The 17,079-nt window shown below is 46.6% G+C and carries 15 protein-coding genes; 6 read left to right on the forward strand and 9 right to left on the reverse strand.

The features are described 5' to 3' along the window. Positions 1 to 39 precede the first annotated feature (39 nt). The 8 genes from ACT6NU_RS00925 to ACT6NU_RS00960 form a co-directional block, all read right to left on the reverse strand. The gene (locus ACT6NU_RS00925) at positions 40 to 750 is read right to left on the reverse strand and encodes a LytR/AlgR family response regulator transcription factor (protein WP_445382583.1); all 711 of its coding nucleotides are present in this window, start codon (positions 748 to 750) and stop codon (positions 40 to 42) included. Further along, positions 747 to 1,073: an Hpt domain-containing protein gene (locus ACT6NU_RS00930; protein ID WP_445382584.1), complete on the reverse strand. Its 327-nt coding sequence runs from the start codon at positions 1,071 to 1,073 to the stop codon at positions 747 to 749. The genes ACT6NU_RS00925 and ACT6NU_RS00930 overlap by 4 nt, the downstream gene beginning before the upstream one ends. Beyond that, the gene (locus ACT6NU_RS00935) at positions 1,070 to 3,433 is read right to left on the reverse strand and encodes a PAS domain S-box protein (RefSeq protein WP_445382585.1); all 2,364 of its coding nucleotides are present in this window, start codon (positions 3,431 to 3,433) and stop codon (positions 1,070 to 1,072) included. Before ACT6NU_RS00935 ends, ACT6NU_RS00930 begins: the two co-directional genes overlap by 4 nt. Continuing rightward, positions 3,423 to 3,968: a heme NO-binding domain-containing protein gene (locus tag ACT6NU_RS00940; protein ID WP_445382586.1), complete on the reverse strand. Its 546-nt coding sequence runs from the start codon at positions 3,966 to 3,968 to the stop codon at positions 3,423 to 3,425. Before ACT6NU_RS00940 ends, ACT6NU_RS00935 begins: the two co-directional genes overlap by 11 nt. Positions 3,969 to 4,043: 75 nt before the next feature. Beyond that, positions 4,044 to 4,442: a response regulator gene (locus tag ACT6NU_RS00945; protein WP_445382587.1), complete on the reverse strand. Its 399-nt coding sequence runs from the start codon at positions 4,440 to 4,442 to the stop codon at positions 4,044 to 4,046. Between the two features lie 257 nt (positions 4,443 to 4,699). Next, on the reverse strand, positions 4,700 to 5,152 hold the full coding sequence (locus ACT6NU_RS00950; protein ID WP_445382588.1) for a DoxX family membrane protein: 453 nt from the start codon (positions 5,150 to 5,152) through the stop codon (positions 4,700 to 4,702). Beyond that, positions 5,153 to 6,034: an IPT/TIG domain-containing protein gene (locus tag ACT6NU_RS00955; RefSeq protein ID WP_445382589.1), complete on the reverse strand. Its 882-nt coding sequence runs from the start codon at positions 6,032 to 6,034 to the stop codon at positions 5,153 to 5,155. Positions 6,035 to 6,046: 12 nt separating this feature from the next. Then, a complete protein-coding gene (locus tag ACT6NU_RS00960; RefSeq protein WP_445382590.1) occupies positions 6,047 to 8,146 on the reverse strand; it encodes a TonB-dependent receptor plug domain-containing protein in 2,100 nt (699 codons plus the stop codon). Positions 8,147 to 8,244: 98 nt separating this feature from the next. Between ACT6NU_RS00960 and ACT6NU_RS00965 the strand changes: the two genes are divergently transcribed. Genes ACT6NU_RS00965 through ACT6NU_RS00975 form a run of 3 tightly spaced genes read left to right on the forward strand, consistent with a single transcriptional unit; the run spans position 8,245 to position 10,239 of the window. Beyond that, a complete protein-coding gene (locus ACT6NU_RS00965; RefSeq protein ID WP_445382591.1) occupies positions 8,245 to 9,177 on the forward strand; it encodes a DUF6607 family protein in 933 nt (310 codons plus the stop codon). After that, on the forward strand, positions 9,161 to 9,715 hold the full coding sequence (locus ACT6NU_RS00970) for an FMN-binding protein (protein WP_445382592.1): 555 nt from the start codon (positions 9,161 to 9,163) through the stop codon (positions 9,713 to 9,715). The genes ACT6NU_RS00965 and ACT6NU_RS00970 overlap by 17 nt, the downstream gene beginning before the upstream one ends. Continuing rightward, a complete protein-coding gene (locus tag ACT6NU_RS00975) occupies positions 9,715 to 10,239 on the forward strand; it encodes a hypothetical protein (protein ID WP_445382593.1) in 525 nt (174 codons plus the stop codon). Before ACT6NU_RS00970 ends, ACT6NU_RS00975 begins: the two co-directional genes overlap by 1 nt. A gap of 47 nt (positions 10,240 to 10,286) precedes the next feature. On the opposite strand, the gene ACT6NU_RS00980 is transcribed toward ACT6NU_RS00975, so the two are convergent. Further along, positions 10,287 to 10,517, reverse strand: coding sequence for a hypothetical protein (locus ACT6NU_RS00980; protein WP_445382594.1), 231 nt, complete (start codon positions 10,515 to 10,517; stop codon positions 10,287 to 10,289). 345 nt (positions 10,518 to 10,862) lie between these two features. Here ACT6NU_RS00980 and ACT6NU_RS00985 point away from each other — a divergent pair, with 345 nt between their 5' ends. The 3 genes from ACT6NU_RS00985 (at position 10,863) to ACT6NU_RS00995 (ending at position 17,079) form a co-directional block, all read left to right on the forward strand. Then, positions 10,863 to 13,874, forward strand: a complete 3,012-nt coding sequence (locus tag ACT6NU_RS00985) for a SusC/RagA family TonB-linked outer membrane protein (protein WP_445382595.1) — start codon at positions 10,863 to 10,865, stop codon at positions 13,872 to 13,874. 10 nt (positions 13,875 to 13,884) lie between these two features. Beyond that, entirely contained in the window at positions 13,885 to 15,225 is a 1,341-nt protein-coding gene (locus ACT6NU_RS00990; RefSeq protein WP_445382596.1) for a RagB/SusD family nutrient uptake outer membrane protein, read from the forward strand. Between the two features lie 123 nt (positions 15,226 to 15,348). Further along, complete coding sequence (locus ACT6NU_RS00995) at positions 15,349 to 17,079, forward strand: hypothetical protein (RefSeq protein ID WP_445382597.1); 1,731 nt, start codon at positions 15,349 to 15,351, stop codon at positions 17,077 to 17,079.

Raw genomic sequence — 17,079 nt, forward strand, 5'->3', positions numbered from 1 at the left:
GTTAACGCATAAGGCGTTTCTGATTTGTCAACTCCCGGATTAAAGTAAATTGAGTCTGCGCATTAACTCTGGCCGATTTGACCGACTAATTGGAATGACGTTCTTTTCGATCAGCACACTGTTATCTTCTATATCAATGATTTTCGTGAAGTTGATGATATACGATCTGTGTATTTGGAGGAATTGCTCCTCTGGGAGTTTGGCCAGTATCTTTTTAAGAGTGGTATGAACCAGGTACTCTTCGGTTTCCGTTTTAATGTTAATGTAGTCGCCCTTGGCCTCTATCAGTAAAATTTCATTATACTTCAACTTTATCAGCCGCCGGTCAATATTGATATAGAGGTCTTCGCCCACGCGGTTCTCTCCATCGGGAAGGTCCGCCTTTTTTGGCCTGGTCAAATGGCTGTTTTGTACTTTTTGTATACACTTCTCAAAGCGTTCCGGCAGTATAGGTTTTACCAGGTAATCGACAATGGTTTCATACTCGTAAGAAGCGATTGCAAAATCTGTATCGGAGGTGGTCATCACAATATTAGGAGGGTTCTTCAGGGTTTGAACAAAGTCTATCCCGCTAAAGCCCGGCATATGAATATCCAGAAAAATCAAATCAATGTCTTGCTGGTTCAGGAATTTGATGGCCTCAATAGCGTTGTCAAACTCCTCAATCACATGCAGGTTGTCCATTTTGGAACAAAGTTGCTTTAATACGGCCCTTGCTGCTGCCTCGTCATCGATAATTATGCAATTCATGCGGTCAGGCGTTTTAAATACTCCTCAATATAATTCAATGTGTCCAAAAAGCCTGAAGCTTTGTCTGTTTTTCCGTCTCTTAACTCCTCTTCGTGAAGCCCGGCAAGGGTATGTCCCTGATGAAGATTCAAAATACTTAATTTATGCTTGATCTTATGCACCCACTCGGATGCAGTGCGGTATTCTTTTCTTTGCAGAGCCTGCAAATACGCTTCCTTCTCTCCTGGGAATTCTGTTTTCAAAATGTGAATAAACTGATCCCGGAATTCCTTATCGTCCCCGGCAAGTCGGTTTATGTAATCCAAATTAGCTTCGTTTTTCATTCCCGATTTTTTTTGAGGGTAAAGTGAAAGGTGGTACCCTTGCCGACTTCGGATTCTACCCAAACCTTTCCGGAATATAAGTCTACAATCTTTTTGACAATAGACAGTCCTATCCCCGTTGAACCCTCCCTTTTGTTGAGCGACTGAAATATTTTAAATATTTTTTCATGATATTGTTCCGGAATACCTACCCCATTGTCCTTAACGCTAAATTTCCAGTGGGACTTACATTCCTGGCAAAAGACCTGTACGATACCCTCGTCCGTCTCAATATGCATTACGGCATTCGAGAGCAGATTCTGGAACAACTGGTGAATTTTGGTTTTTTCCGCCACCAATACCGGTAAAGGGTCCATTATTATAACTTTCACGTGCTCCGGGATAAATATGATCTCCCTTATTTCCGCCACTACCTGATTGAGATCTACTTCGGTTTCATCGGCTGCCTTTCGGTCTATACTGGAATATTTCAGGATTCCACTAATCAGACTGTCCATCCCCTCTATTTTCTCCTGCATCATTTGCAATTGATTTACCCCGTCTTCTCTTAAGACATCCTGGTAATCTTCCTTCAGCCAGCTGGCAAGGGCACTGATGCTGCGAAGGGGCGATTTTAAGTCGTGTGAAACGATATGGGCGTATTCCTGCAGTTCCTTATTGCTTTTTTGCAACTCTCCCAGAAGGTGTTCTTTTTGAATTTGGAGTTGCTTTGATTCGGTAATATCGAGGTGGATTCCTATGGAGCCAATAACCTGCTGGGCTTCATTGTATCTGGGTGCCCCACTGATTAGCCAGTGACGGGTCTGCCCGTTTTTGTCTTTTACCTGTATTTCGTAGGAATCCGATACATTGTCCAGCCGCCTGGCATTCTTTTCTGCTATTTTAGACTTGTCAAAAACCTTTAATACTTCACTGGCTTTGCGCCCAATGAGCTCTTCCTCATTATAACCACTCATCGTGCAGAAGCTTTGATTGACCAGTTGAATATGATCCTCATTGTCTACTTCTATCAGCCCCAGATTCATATTGGCAATAATGCTGCTGTACTTATCTTTTTCTGCCTGAAGGTTTCTTTTGAATGTTTTTCGAAGCGTTATATCCCTGTAGGTCCATAAATGGCCTTTATAGTCGCCCTGGATGATAATGGGAATATAATCTCGTTCCAGAATGCGGCCGTCAATTAATTCGAGTTCATCGGCGAGGACGGTTTCCCGTTTCCGGAGGATTTCATCGATGCGCTTAACGAATTTATCGGGATTTTTGAAAAAGCCCTTGGATTCTTCCGCGGCATTGGAACAGTCAGCTCCTATCATCTGCTCCGGACTGGCCTGTATCCCAAACATTTGACAAAACTTACTGTTGGTCAGGGCGATACTTCGATTTTGATCTTCCAGCAAAACCCCCATCTCAAGGTTCTTAATAAGAGTTGCCAGCCTGTTTTCAGAAGCCTCCAATTGTTCGCGGGCCTGCACTTCCCTTGTAATATCTTCCACAATGGCGACCTGGTAGCCAATATCCCCAGCTGTATTTCGAACAGCGCTCACGGAGGTCTTGGCCATAAAAAGGCTTCCGTCTTTCCGCTTATACTTCTTATGCAGGGTAAAGTGGTCCAGTTCCCCCTTGTTCATCTGTTCGATCAGCTCTTTAGATCCCTTAACATCCTTGTAGGATGAAATATCCGATACACTTAATTTCTTAAGCTCTTCATGTGAATATCCCAGCATTTGCAACATGGCGGCGTTACTCTTGATGATCTTACCCTTGTCAGTAAGTACAATCCCGAGCGGGGAATTCTCAACAATGATATCCAGTTGCTTCCGTTGCTCGGATAGAAGCGCTTCTATTTCCATCTCTTGGGTAATATCCCGAATGATCCCCTGTGCCGCAATGGGTTTGCCTGCCCTGTTGTGGATCAGGCTGGCATTAATCTGAACATATTTCAGCTCCCGCTTTTTTGTAAAGATTTTGGCTCTGTAGTTTCTTAGACTCCCTACTTCCAGTAGGGTGCCAATAGACTCTTGTGTATATTGCAGATAATCCGGATGCACCAGGGATGCCAAATTGATAGATTCTTTTGTGTAGTCAAACCCCAGGAATTCCTTTGCTGACTCATTGGTCCGTATTACCTCAAAATTCAGATCCATCACTACGTAGGGGTCTGTAATATTGAGAAAGGCCGCATCCATCTCGTCAGATTTCTCATCCAACAAGCTGTTCAGTCTTGCATTGGCCCGTTTCAGGTGCTCAGCGGTATCAAAAAGTTCCTTGGATTTTTCTTCGAGGATTCTCTCTGCCTGCTGCCGCGCTTTTTTCTGGCGTTCCAATGCCCTTTTGAGTATTTCTATCTCGTTAGGCGGCATTTTGTACAATATCAAATTTCACCTCAGTGCCATCTTCCTTAAGTAACTCATAGGATACGGTTGCAGAAGTATTGAAATGCTCAAAACATTTCTCAATAAGCCCATGGGCAAGCCGATACAAACCCCTCGAAGAGGAGTAAATCATCGAAAGAGAATTGTCGGTTTTTTCCAGAATTTTAAATGTAGGTAATTGAGCATCCGGATAGAGTTTTTTTACATGTACATGAATATGGTCTTCTATACAGTATAACAATCCGAGTGGAGAAGTATAATTCTGAATTACCTCCGGATGCGTTTTACCAAGTCTTCCAAAAAGGTAGTGTCCGAAGGCATATAGCAGGTCAGATACAGGTTTGTCAATCTTCTTATTGAGTGCACCCAACAAGCTTACCATCTCATTAAATTCATAGGTTCCCACAGAGGTATAGACTCCTTCGGAGGGCAGGTCTGCAGCTTCGATAATGGCATCCACGGTTTCGAGTCCGAATTCCGACTCTACCATTTCTAAGAATTCGGTAAATATAATCCCCTTCATTAGGTTTGGCGTTTGATTAAAAGTAGGAAATTAGCCACTTACAAAATAAGAATTGTTGTGAAACGCCAGATTTTGTCAGGCTTTGACCAATTCGTTGATGCCCCAGTACTCCAGCACCGTTTTTATTCGCGCTTCGTAATCTTCAAATTTGAGTGGCTTGATTACGTAGCCGGCAATACCAATTTTATAGCATTCCAGCAAGTCTTCCCGGTTTTCTGAAGTGGTCAGGATAATTGTTGGCAAAAATTTGATCTGCTCGTGTTCCTTCAATCTTTTTAAGAACTCTATCCCATTCATACGGGGCATATTTAGGTCTAAAAGGATGAGATCGGGCAATGGCTCGTTTTCGAGCAAATCCAAAGCTTCTTCCCCGTTCTTGGCTTCCCTGAGTTCGTGTGGTATTTGAAGTTTGGTAAGGACACGCTGGAACTTCATCGTTTCGATAGCGTCGTCTTCAATCAGTAGAAGGTTCATTCAGAATGAGATTTAAATGGCAATATACCTTCTTTTGTTTAGTACTTAAGTTTATATGTGGTTCAAAAGCAGATAAGTATAGACGAATGAAAAGTTGCTGTCGGTGAACGGCAAAATAAGGCTACCCTTTCTGGGCGGACCAAATCTGCTGAGGTAGTGGCAGGTTTGAACAGCTTCTTCAGAGACCGAAGGTCGGCTTAGGCGAAACTGCCCGCATTAAAAAGCCCCTTATTAAAAGGGGCTTTTAAAAAAAAGGCTTAGGCTCCAACCGGCCGCATCCACAGCAAATGTTTCCATTTCCCGTACTCTTTTAGTACCAGTAGAATATTAACAATCAGCAGCCCTGCCGTCTGGAATAGTTCCCCCAGTTCATCCGCCTCCAGAAAAAGGTGGAAAAGGAAGATATGCAGCGTAATAGGCAGCAGAAAAAGGGCTCCTATAAAACTGGTGTACTGCAAAATCAGCAGCAGGCCAAAGAGCAATTCGCAAATCCCCAACACCTGCCAGAAATATCCGGTCTGTTTTGCCCCGCTGATGTACAGGACTTTTTGCAGCGTAGGTTTCTGGGCCGGATCATGGAATTTTTGTGCCGTTTCCACCACCTGAAGGGGTTCCGGAATCGGTTTTTGAAACTTCTGCACCCCTCCATAGATCATAAACCCTCCGAGCAACAGGCGCAGTACGATAAAGATAATATTAAGGGATTTCATTTAGTTGGCCAGTGTTAGTTCTCCTTCATTCGGGTTGTATACATACCGGAAAGTGTAGTACCGGGAGGCATCCGCAAAACCGTCCGGGTTAGCCGGTGCATCCTTGTAATAACTCAATATCTCTACTTTGGCGTACTTTCCATCATGTGTCCTGAAAACGAGCACCACGCCGGGAATGGGACTTACTACATTGGTCATGAAATTGTAATTGTACCATCCGTTATCACTCCCCAGCGGGATGGCAAAGGCACCACTGGCATCCTGGGAAAAACTCAGCCCTTCTGCCGAGTTAATTTCATCAAACAGGCCATTTACGATTACTGCTCCTGCGTCTGCGTTGCGTTCCGGTTCATCATTTGTTCCAGTAGCCACGCCACCGTTAATGGCAATGGTGGTTCCCCTGAAAGCAATGTCCCAGTCCGTATTGCTTTCGGTAACCGCTCCGGTCTCAAAACTGAATTTTGTAAAGGGACCTCCAATTTCACCCTGTCCCTGTCCTCCCTCCTGAGGCGCAAATAGATTTTCAAAAGTGGCCACTTCCAGCTCCTGTAAAACCGTGAAGGAAGCAGGGGCCGTTTTGGCAACGCCATTGGCCACTATGCGTACCTCCCCCGATACGGCTCCTGGCGGAACACTTGTCACAATCCGGCTGTCGGTCAGGGAGGTAATGGGTGCAACTGCCCCCCCTATAGTGAGCTCTATTTTTGCAGCGTCTGATGGGAAATTGCTTCCCGTTATGGTTAGTTCTGTTCCGACGGTTCCTACCTCCGGGGAAATGGAGGTGACATTGAATGCAACTACCTCCCCCATATCATCTTCGCTACAGGCTGTCAGGGCTATCATAAGCACAAAGAGTTTGAGTAGTTTTAGGCTTCCTTTCATAGTTCTAATGATTTAAAATTGAAAATTTAGTTTAACAAATAATTGTATTCCAGGATTGATAAACACTTCGTTATCCTGGGCTGCCAGGGGGTTACTCCCCCTGAAGTCTAAAAGGTTGTTGGCCCCCATTTGCAGCTGATAATCCTCCCATAGGGTCTTTCCAAACGACAGGTTGACCAGGGAGTACCCGTTTACAAAGGAATCGTCGTAGGTATCCAGCAATCCATTTCCGTTGCGGTCGGTAAGGCCAAAACGGCTGCGGTATACCAGGCGCAGGTTGCAATGGGCATTCCAATCCGGGATTTCATAAAAGGCTTTCAGGTTAAGGGTATGCCTGGACCGGTTTTCAAGTCCAAAATAATCGGAGGTTTGCAGGCGGACCGTTTCCTGGGACTGCGGGTCTCTGGCGAATACCTGCCCGTTTTCAATATCGTTCCGCCTTTCTTTGTCGTAGGCATATAATAGCTGATACCCACCGGAGAGCCGCAGGTTATCCTCAAGGCGGACTTGTAGGTCTACTTCCATGCCCTGGGTAAAGACGCGTTCCCGGTTGATGTATCCGAATACATTTTGGCCGTTGGATTTAGCTGCAAGTATCCGGGTATCTATCAAGTTCCTGAAATCATTTCTGAAGAAGTTCACCCCTGCGGACACCTTCCCGTTTCTGTAGGTAGTCCCCAGGTTGAAACCTACCGAGGTTTCGGCATCCAGGGCGTCCCCCAGCATTGCAGGATCCACCTGGAGGCTCGCCAGTTCCCCGTTATCCTGAAGGCGCTGGATCCCGTCCGCTTCCACCTCCTTGCCAAAGACGGAATAGCCGCCGCCGGAGGCATTGGTGAAGTCCAGGTACAGTTGCCGGAAATCCGGGGCCTTGAAGCCGCTGCCTACCGACCCTTTTACGGCCAGGTGCGGGCTGAGTGCGTAACGCGCCGATATTTTGGGACTGAGCTGGGAATTGTATTCGCTGTGGCTATCGTATCGGGCTCCCGCAATAATATTGAGCCGATCCGAGGGGTTAAAATCGTATTGCGCAAAGAGGTACTGCGAATCAAAAGTAACCAGGTCCGCAAACAGGGAACGATCGAGACTCTCAAAGTTATATCCCCCGCCAAGGCTTAAGGTATTCTGGTCCCTGTAGGAGTAATTTATCCGAACCTCCGGTCTGAAAAGTTTTTGGTCAAAGGCATTGTCGAGCAGCAATTCATCATTTATGGGGTCTGTGGTCTGTTCGTTTGTCGTGTAATTGGTATAATACAGCTCGTATTGAATTTCAGTTCTTGAAGAAGGGTGTTGATTTGCCCGTAACTGCAGGTTCAGATCGGTTTCCTCACTCCTTCCGTCGGACACCGCGAACGACTGCCCGAAGTAGCGGGCGGAACTAAATACATCCCATTTTTCAGAAGCCTCAAAATAGAAGCGGCCACTGAGGGTGTAATTGGTCAGCGGATTAATCGTTTGCCCTTCCTGATCTGGTGCAAGGTCTACCCCATCACTGCTGAGGCGATCGGCAAAAAGGGCATATCCAAACGCACCCATGCGCTGGCTGAGGCTTACATTGGAGTTTTGATTGTTAAAGGTGGCTGCCCGGTGGGAAACAGCACCCGTCAGGTTTTCAGAACGGGGTTTTTCCGTAATAATATTGATAACCCCGCCCAGGGCCTCGGAACCAAATAAACTGGAGGAAGGGCCCTTTACAATTTCAATTTGGGCAATATTTCCGACGGCAAACCTGCTTAAGTCCAGGTTGCCGGAACTGCGACCGACCATAGGTACCCCATCAATAAGTACCAGAATATAATCGGAGGCAATCCCCTGTATCTGGACGCCTTCCCCCCCACCAATAGTGGCATCCGGTGTCATGACAATCCCGGTTTGCTCAGACAGGATTTCGTTGAGACGGGTCACTCCTGTCTGTTCCAGTTGTTTTTTGGGAATGAGTGTTACCGGCAAGGGCAGGGAAGATAATTGACGCATGGTACGGGTAGCCGTCACCACTACTTCGTTCAGGTTTTCGGTCAGGACCGAGTCTTTCTCCGGTGATTGCTGAGCCAATGAAAAAAAATGGGCCAATGTTGAAAAAATTATGACGAAATAATTTTTATTTAGACTCATTCCATTTTATTTTTGACCGCAAATATATATGTTATTTATAATCGTTCTAAATAATAATTGCTCTTTTTTTAAAATTATTTTCCACTAAAACAATCCAAATGACTACTAAAAAAGCACTATTTGCCGCCCTATTTTCAATGGCTTCTTCTACCCTGGTCTTCGGTCAGGAAAAAAAAGAACTGGATAAAAATTCGATCAAGGACCTATGTGGTTGCTATGAGATAACCTTTAAGTACACAGAGACCTTTGCCCCTGAAATTGACTATGAAAAAAAACTGGATTATACCGCTGCTGCACTGGAGCTAGCCCTTCCAATTTATGAAGGGGATGACAAAATATCGATACAGCATTTACTGGTTGTCAATGACACCATGGTGGTAAAACACTGGAGGCAGGACTGGATATATGAGAACGAGGAGGTTTTTACCTACAATAAGGACAACAGCTGGAATTTTAAGAAGATACCTGCCGATCAGGTATCGGGCCAGTGGACTCAAAAGGTCTATCAGACAGACGACAGCCCGCGCTATTCCGGTTCGGCCACCTGGGTGCATTTTGACGGCAAACACTTCTGGGAAAACAAGGCAGATTCTCCACTGCCCCGCCGGGAGTATACCAAAAGGAGCGACTACAATGTTATGATTCGCGGCAACCGCCATGAAATAACCGATTTTGGTTGGGTGCACGAACAGGATAACGATAAAATTATCCGAACAGAAGGAGCCGCAGATGTGTTACTGGCACAAGAGAAGGGTATGAACATCTATACCAAAGTGGCAGAAGAAAAGTGTCAGCTGGCCAAAGACTGGTGGGACGAGCATGGCGATTTCTGGACCAGCGTCAGAGAGGCGTGGAACGGAATTTACGATAGGGAGGGAGATCTGACCCTTGCTAAAAAGGTTGATGGGAAGCCACTCTTTATGCACCTATATCCGCTGGAGAAAAAGGGAGCCACTTCAGATGAAATCGAAGAGGTAATTAGCAAGTTTGTAATCGCTGAAAAGGAGGTAAGTAGTGTTCAAACTAAATAGCATATTATATCGGTATGGGGCCATGGTAATCATGGCCCTTTTGCTTTCGGGCTATACCACAAATTCCATTTCACCCAGGCTGCAGCAAAAATTGCAGGCCGCTGTGGAATCCACTTTTTCAGAAGCAGAATTTGATTTGCTTCCTATCTCGATAAATCCGAATCTTGCCAAAAAGGCTTCGGTCCCGCTGGGAGAAGAAAACCTGTTTAAAATCTCAAGAGAGGAGGAGCTGCTGGGCTATGCCTACCTGGGCAACGCCCCGAGTATGAAAAATACATTTGATTATGTAGTCTTATTTACTCCGGATATGAGCATTAAGAAGGCCAAGGTGCTTATCTACCGGGAAGATTACGGACGTCAGATCGGGAGCCAGCGCTGGCTGAAACAGTTCATCGGCAAAAAAGCGGGAGAATCTGTGTCCTACGGAAAGGATGTGGATGCTATCTCCGGAGCCACCATTTCAGCCCGCTCCATGACCCTGGCAGTAGACAAAGTATTGGTCAGTATGGCCATGCTAAAGGCTGAAAAGGCTCTATAATGTTGTTAGGTGGAAGTATACAGAATCTGTCCAGGGAACTGAAAACCCTGATAATCCTTTACCTGCTCATAACCAGTGTAGGCTTCCTGTCTGCACTGCAATTTGTTCGGGTTACCAGTGAAGGCAATCCGAAGGGTATACAGGAGAATTACCTTGGAAATGAAGACGACCCGGAGGCCCTGGAACTGAAGTTTGCCAAAAGTGAAAAACAGATCCTCAATATCGTGCATAGCCATATGCTTGCAATGGGGATGCTTTTCCTGATCCTGGCTTTTTTGGTTTACCTCAGCCCCGTTACAGGTATTTTGCGAAAGGTTTTATTGTTTGAGCCTCTGATCTCCGTTTTCCTGACCTTTGGGGGCATTTATCTGCTTTGGAAGGAAATCCTATGGATGCGCTATGTGATAATGGTATCGGGAACTTTAATGAGTATTTCCTATGTTGTATCCGTCATCCTGCTGCTCTACTGGTTGTGCAGGAAAAAAGTCCCGCGAAGCATTAAGGTTGGCATGAAGCGGGTTTAATAGACCCTTTCACTGGTTTCTCTGGTATTTAGCAGGCGGGGATTCTATCAGCCCGCCTCTAATTGGTGCAGTTTGGGAAGCATCACCTCCTTCTTATCGTGATAGGCTTCCATATCGAAAAGGATCACATTCAATAAGCGTATCGCAGCCAGGATGTGAGGGCCTTTGTTGAGCATCATGCACTCAGCCTGCATGGCAGCGCCAGCATCCGTGATTTCCGACCGGGAAGGCAGGCCTTTCTTGGCCAGGTTTTCCAGGACCTGGGTAGCCCATACCACGGGGATGTGGGCCAGATTTCAAAAACTTACGTCCTTGCCATTACATTTTAAATCCCAGCATGAGTCAGCAGCAGATCCCTACTCTTAACCCTTTTACGTATATATTAATGATATTGCTACTTTAATGAAATAATATTAAAAAAATATGTCATTCTTAACTTTTTATAAACTATTCGTGTTAAAATAAGTTTTATTTGATAAATTTAATTGACAATCTACTTGATGAACTGTTAACTTCTTGACCCGTTTCCCCCTGCGGTACACTTCAGGAAGGGGGAATTTGTAATCAACCTAACCAATACGACCTTCCGGGCTTCGGAGCCGTATTTTCAATTTTACTGCATCATGCCAACTGCGCCCAGGATAACTTTGGTATTGCTCCTTTTGCTTACCAATTGGTCCGTTACTGCCCAGCAGAAAACCATCAGTGGAACGGTACGGGATAATTTTAACGAACCCCTGTTGGGGGCCAACGTGTTGGTTGAGGGTACCCAGCGAGGGACTATCACCGGCCCGGACGGGACCTACCAGATACAGGCCGCCGAAGGAGAAAGGGTCTTGTTTTCTTATGTCGGCTATATCACAGCCATTGTGATGGTCGATACCCGAAACAACTACAACATTACCCTTATGCCCGGGAATGACCTGGAAGAGGTGGTGGTGGTCGGATACGGAACCACCAGCCGGAAAACCCTTACAGACAACATTGCGTCCATAAGCAGGGAACAGATCAAGGAAGTCCCGGTTCCCTCTGTGCAGGGGGCCCTGGTGGGCAAGGCAGCCGGGGTACAGATCACTCAGGTGAGCGGCAGGGCAGAAGGAGGCTTTAAAATCCGCGTACGGGGGGTTGCCACCATCAACGGAAACCAGGAGCCTCTTTATGTAATTGACGGGGTACCTATCTTTAAAAGCGATTTCAGTGTCAATGGATCCCCCATCAACGACCTGATATCCCTGAACCCGGCTGATATCGAGTCCATAGAAATCCTGAAGGACGCCTCTGCGGCGGCCATCTATGGCTCCAGGGGCACCAACGGGGTGGTCTTGATAACTACCAAAAGCGGTAAAAAAGGGAAAACCCGTTTTTCCTTTAACTCTTCTTATGGCTGGAGCGAACCCTCCAATACCCTGGAATGGCTCAATACAGAAGAGTACGTGGAGCTGTATACAGAGGCGGCCCTTAATTCCGGTTTTACGGAAGACGATGCAGCTTTTTTCTTCAACCTTTTTGCCGAGGACGAGGCTGACTGGCGGGAAGGGGCTGTAGATACAGACTGGCAATCCCTCGGCCTGGTATCAGGGGCCGTGCAGGATATCAGTTTCAGTGCCAGTGGCGGGGAAGAGAAAACCACTTTTTTCCTTTCTACAGGCTACAATAAGACCGAAGCTATCATTCGGGGGAATACCCTCGAGCGCTATACCATCCGGGCCAATATAGAACACAAGGCCAATGACTGGCTTACCCTGGGGCTCAATTCCAACCTGAGTAAATCCCAGCTGGCGCGGATTGCCAATGACAACCAGTTCGCCAACCCCTTACAGGCCATTGCGCAAATCCCCTTTTCAAGTCCTTATTTATCGGATGGAGTCACTCCAAATACTGAAACCACCCTGTACTACAACTTCCTCATGGATGCATTCAATGGGGAACACGAAACAAATATCTGGAGGGCCTTTGCCAAAGTCTATGGACAGATAAACTTTACAGATAATCTCTACCTGCGGTCCGAATTTGGCTACGACCTGACCGACCAGATGGAAGAACGTTTTTTTGGCAGCCTTACACAGTCTGCCTCTACCAATGGCTTTGCAGATGCCTATGACGATAAGGAGGAAAAATTTGTGATCAACAATTACCTCCAATACCGGCTTAACCGGGAAAAGCTACAGTTGGAGGCCACCCTGGGGATGTCCTTTGAAGAGCTTTTTAACAAAGGAATTTACATAGAAGGCCAGGATTTCCCCTCGGACCAGTTGCGTAAACTGGCAAGTGCCGGGGAAATTACAGGGGGTACTACCTATGAATCGCGGGCCACCCTGGTTTCCTATTTCGCAAGGGCCAGTGCCACCCTATTTGACACCTGGTTGTTGAAAGCCAGTTTGCGGGTAGACGGATCGTCCCGTTTCGGGGTCAATTCCCAGTATGGCACCTTCCCGGCCGCCTCGGTGGGCTGGCTGGCCTCCAATGAACCCTTCCTGCAGAACAATAATACCATCTCCAACCTGAAACTGCGGGCCAGCTGGGGGGTGACAGGAAATTCCAATACCAACCCCTTTGCCAGCCGCACCGAATTCAATACCAATACCTATAATTTAAGGCCGGGATTTTTCCTGCAACGCCTGGGAGATCCGAACCTGGGCTGGGAAGAAACGGAGCAGTATAACTTTGGTCTGGACACGGGTTTGTTTAATGACCGGATCAATGCCTCTGTAGATTATTACCAGAAGAACACGGAAGACCTGTTGTTTTCCGTACCCATACCCAGCACTAACGGAATCCGTTCGGTAGACCGGAATTTAGGTGAAATCCAGAATCGGGGTCTGGAGTTTGTCCTTGACACCAAAAATATCCTGGGGGAGAATTTCAGTTGGAGTACCAATATCAACCTGGCCTTCAATACCAATGAAGTAAAAAGCCTGCCCGAAGGGCAGGATATAATCCGGTCCAACAAGATCATACGGGAAGGCGAAACTGTGGCCTCCTGGTACATGGTGGAATATGCCGGGGTGGATCCGGCCAATGGGGATGCCCTGTTCTTCCTGAATACCGAATTGGCAGACGGCAGCCTGGACAGGAATACCACCAATGATTTTAACGAGGCCAGCCGTCGGATTCTGGGGAACCCTTTCCCCGATGTCATCGGCGGGATGACCCACAATTTCCGATTCAAGGGGATTGACTTCTCTTTTACCTTCCAGGGGGAGTGGGGTGCACAAATCTATAACGGAGGGGGGATCTACCAGTCTTCCAATGCAGACTTCTTTGATAACCAGACCCGAGACCAGTTAAACCGCTGGCAGCAGCCTGGCGACATTACAAATGTTCCACAGGCACGACTATTCGGGGGCAATGGTTCCCAAACTTCTTCCCGTTACCTGGAAGACGGAGACTTTATCCGCCTGCGAAACCTGACCCTGGGCTACACACTCCCCCCGGACATTACCCGCCGTTTGGGAATGGATCGCCTCCGGGTCTATTTTACAGGGGTAAACCTTTTGACTATTACGGATTACAGCGGATGGGATCCGGAATCTACGGCCGATTTTGCCCAGCGCAATTCTGCTGCTTCTGGCCTGGCATTCTATTCCCCGCCTCAGGCGCGTACCCTAACGATTGGATTTAATGTAGACTTTTAAAACGCTGGTTATGGACAATAAATATATCTTCATCTTTCTCATACTATTATTCGTTGGCTGCGATGATAACCTGGAAACCCAGCCAACTGACAGCCTCACCCCGGAACAGCTTTTTGAGAACCCGGAAAATCTGGATAAAACCCTTATTGGTGCGTATGCCAGATCAACTTTTTTTTATGCGGGGGAATATCAGACCATTACAGAACTTCTGGCCAATGAGGGGGAATTGGCTTATCGGGGAACATTTCCCACCTTTTTTGAATTTGACCGTAAGCAGGTAACCCTCACAAATGGTACCGCGCGTTTTCTCTGGTTCACCTCCTATAGTTCCATAAATCTTTGCAACCTGGTACTGAACAATCTGGAGATACAGGAGGATGATGAAATACGTTCCCGCCTGGAAGGGGAAGCCAAATTTCTGCGCGCACTGCATTATTTTGAACTGGTACGCTTCTACGCCCTGCCCTACGAGGCAGGGGTCTCAAACAACCAATTGGGGGTTCCCCTGGTTTACGACGGGGTATCAGACCTCAGCCAGGTCACCTATCCGGCTCGCAATACCGTTAATGAGGTTTATGCCCAGGTCCTTTCCGATCTGCAGGATGCCTATAGCCTGCTGCCCGAGAACAATGCAGATCGTGCAGACCGCTATGCCGCCCGGGCCCTTTTGGCAAGGGTATATTTACAGCAGGGCAATTACACTGCTGCCCGCGATGCTGCCCATGATGTTTTGGTAAATAGCGGGCACAGCCTGGCGCCAAACCTGGCCGCGGCTTTTAATAATGAGACAGATGGAGTTGAAGATATTTTTTCCTGGCAGGTGACCACCCAGGATGGAACAAATTGGTATAACACTTATTGGGCCACCATTCAGTTCGGGGGGCGCTCCCAGACTGCGGACGTAACCATTGAACCCCCGTTTTTCGACTTGTTTTCCGGGCCGGATGACCGGGCCGATTTTATCTATAACGGCAATGGCACCAATGTTACAGCCAAATGGCAGGGGCAATTTGCCAATGTACCCCATATCCGTATTGCTGAAATGCATCTGATCCGGGCAGAGTGCAATTTTCGGGAAGGCAGCAGCCTGGGCCTGGCCCCTGAAGAAGAGATTAACGCCCTGCGAGGGCGTTCCAATGCAGGCCCGTTATCGGGCATAAGCCTGCAGGACATCCTGGACGAACGGCGACGCGAACTGGCCTTTGAAGGCTTTCGCCTGCACGATGCTAAACGCCTGTTGTTGAATATTGATACGCTGCCCTTCAATTCAAACCAACTGGTAATGCCCCTTCCCCAGGATGACATAGACATTAACCCCAACCTGGTCCAAAATCCGGGGTATGCGAATTAAAATCAGTTCATCTGGAAAATGAACCTGAAGGAATATTTTAAAGAACTCCAGCGCCGCCATGTGGTCAAGGCCGGTCTGGCCTACCTCGTGGGAGCCTGGCTCCTGGTGCAGGTACTGGACATTTTGCTCGATGCCTTTGAGTTGGGCACCGGTTGGATGCAAACCACAATTATTGTGCTTTCAGTTGGTTTCCCCATCTGGCTCATCATTGCCTGGGTGTATGATTTTTCATCAGAGGGGATAAAGAAGACCGAAGATGTACCATTTGATCCTGAGGTTTCCAGGAAGAAGAATTTAGGGTTGAACCGGGTGATCATCGGCGGGCTAAGCATAGCCGTAATTTTGCTTGTTGTTAACCAGGTCCGGATGAGCCAAAATGTAGAGGAACCACTTGCAGAAGCTTCCCTCCTGCCCGATTTCACCTCTTCCATTGCGGTAATGGCTTTTGACGACATGAGCCCGGAAATGGACCAGGAATACCTATCCGATGGGATCAGCGAAGAAATATTGAATTACCTTGCCAAATACAAAGACCTTAAGGTCATCAGCCGCACCTCTTCCTTTGCATACAAGGGCAAGAATGTCACTATTGATCAAATTGGAGAGGAATTGGAAGTCGCCTATATCCTGGAGGGCAGCGTTCGTAAGGCAAAGGACACTTATCGCATAACGGTCCAACTTATAAACACAACAGACGGCGCCCACATCTGGTCAGATACTTTTGATCGGAAGATTGAGGACATTTTGTTTGTGCAAGATGAAATCGGGAAACTAGTTGCGGAGCGCTTAAATCTAACGTTCTCAACAGAAGATGTTTTGTTGCGAAAAGTGGATCCTGAAGCTTACGATTTATACTTGCAAGGGGTTAAGAGCTTAAGAGATTTAAAAGTGTTTACAGACAGTGCAATTACCATTGCTGATTCACTGCTGCGTAATTCTATAAAGATCGATCCTGATTATGCACCCCCATGGGCCTTGTTATCCGCTACAACATTCCATAGGGGTATTTATAACAACCACATCGAAAAAGATGAAGCTATAACTATTGGAATGAATGCCGCTCTAAAAGCAAAGGAATTAGATTCAAATAATATCATGGCATTAAATTGGATTTCCAATTGGCAATGGCACAATCGGGAAGGAAACAAGTCATTAAAAACATTAGAAGGATTACTTTCCAAGGTTCCAAATGATGTAGAGGCTTATCATTATGCGACACATGCCTATACCCGGCTAGGGATGCCTGAAAAAGCTCTGGTAACTATTTATAAGGCTATACCTCTTTCACCAATGAAACCTGAATTGTATAGGTGGGCCTGGAAGCTAGAGAGGTACAGGGAGAATTATCCCAAAGCCTCAGCCTTGTACAATAAGCACATAGAGGTGCGCAAACAACAAATAGGTGAAGATCCATATTTGGATGAGCTTGCTATTGATTATTTTGAAAATGGCCAGATCGAAAAAGCCAGAGAAACCTTAGCCAAAGACACAGATCCCTATTGGAGCTTATACGCTACCATTCTGATTGAATCAAAATCCGATAATTCGGAGCGGGCCGATAGTTTATTGACCTTATTTACACAGCTTCCCGAAAGACAAATATTGGAAAGCACAGGCGAAGATTTGGGCTTTTACCATTTTCAATCAGCTGTTTTGTACGCATCTATAGGAGATTTGAACAGGGCATTTATTTCACTGGAAAAAGCTTGGGATCGCCTTCTTACGCATACCGAGGATTTGTGGTTAAATCCTGAATTAAAGGCCCTTCATTCCGATCCGCGCTGGTCAGAGCTTCTGAAAAAGTTAGGCAAAGAATTTAATTTTAATTACAACAATTACATGGAAGGCCAATGA

The sequence above is a fragment of the Robiginitalea rubriflava genome (assembly GCF_052540725.1).

Bases quoted from the DNA above. Each gene is read 5' to 3' on its own strand.
- ACT6NU_RS00925 (WP_445382583.1), bottom strand. From the start codon at position 750: ATGAATTGCATAATTATCGATGACGAGGCAGCAGCAAGGGCCGTATTA.
- ACT6NU_RS00930 (WP_445382584.1), bottom strand. From the start codon at position 1,073: ATGAAAAACGAAGCTAATTTGGATTACATAAACCGACTTGCCGGGGAC.
- ACT6NU_RS00935 (WP_445382585.1), bottom strand. From the start codon at position 3,433: ATGCCGCCTAACGAGATAGAAATACTCAAAAGGGCATTGGAACGCCAG.
- ACT6NU_RS00940 (WP_445382586.1), bottom strand. From the start codon at position 3,968: ATGAAGGGGATTATATTTACCGAATTCTTAGAAATGGTAGAGTCGGAA.
- ACT6NU_RS00945 (WP_445382587.1), bottom strand. From the start codon at position 4,442: ATGAACCTTCTACTGATTGAAGACGACGCTATCGAAACGATGAAGTTC.
- ACT6NU_RS00950 (WP_445382588.1), bottom strand. From the start codon at position 5,152: ATGAAATCCCTTAATATTATCTTTATCGTACTGCGCCTGTTGCTCGGA.
- ACT6NU_RS00955 (WP_445382589.1), bottom strand. From the start codon at position 6,034: ATGAAAGGAAGCCTAAAACTACTCAAACTCTTTGTGCTTATGATAGCC.
- ACT6NU_RS00960 (WP_445382590.1), bottom strand. From the start codon at position 8,146: ATGAGTCTAAATAAAAATTATTTCGTCATAATTTTTTCAACATTGGCC.
- ACT6NU_RS00965 (WP_445382591.1), top strand. From the start codon at position 8,245: ATGACTACTAAAAAAGCACTATTTGCCGCCCTATTTTCAATGGCTTCT.
- ACT6NU_RS00975 (WP_445382593.1), top strand. From the start codon at position 9,715: ATGTTGTTAGGTGGAAGTATACAGAATCTGTCCAGGGAACTGAAAACC.
- ACT6NU_RS00985 (WP_445382595.1), top strand. From the start codon at position 10,863: ATGCCAACTGCGCCCAGGATAACTTTGGTATTGCTCCTTTTGCTTACC.
- ACT6NU_RS00990 (WP_445382596.1), top strand. From the start codon at position 13,885: ATGGACAATAAATATATCTTCATCTTTCTCATACTATTATTCGTTGGC.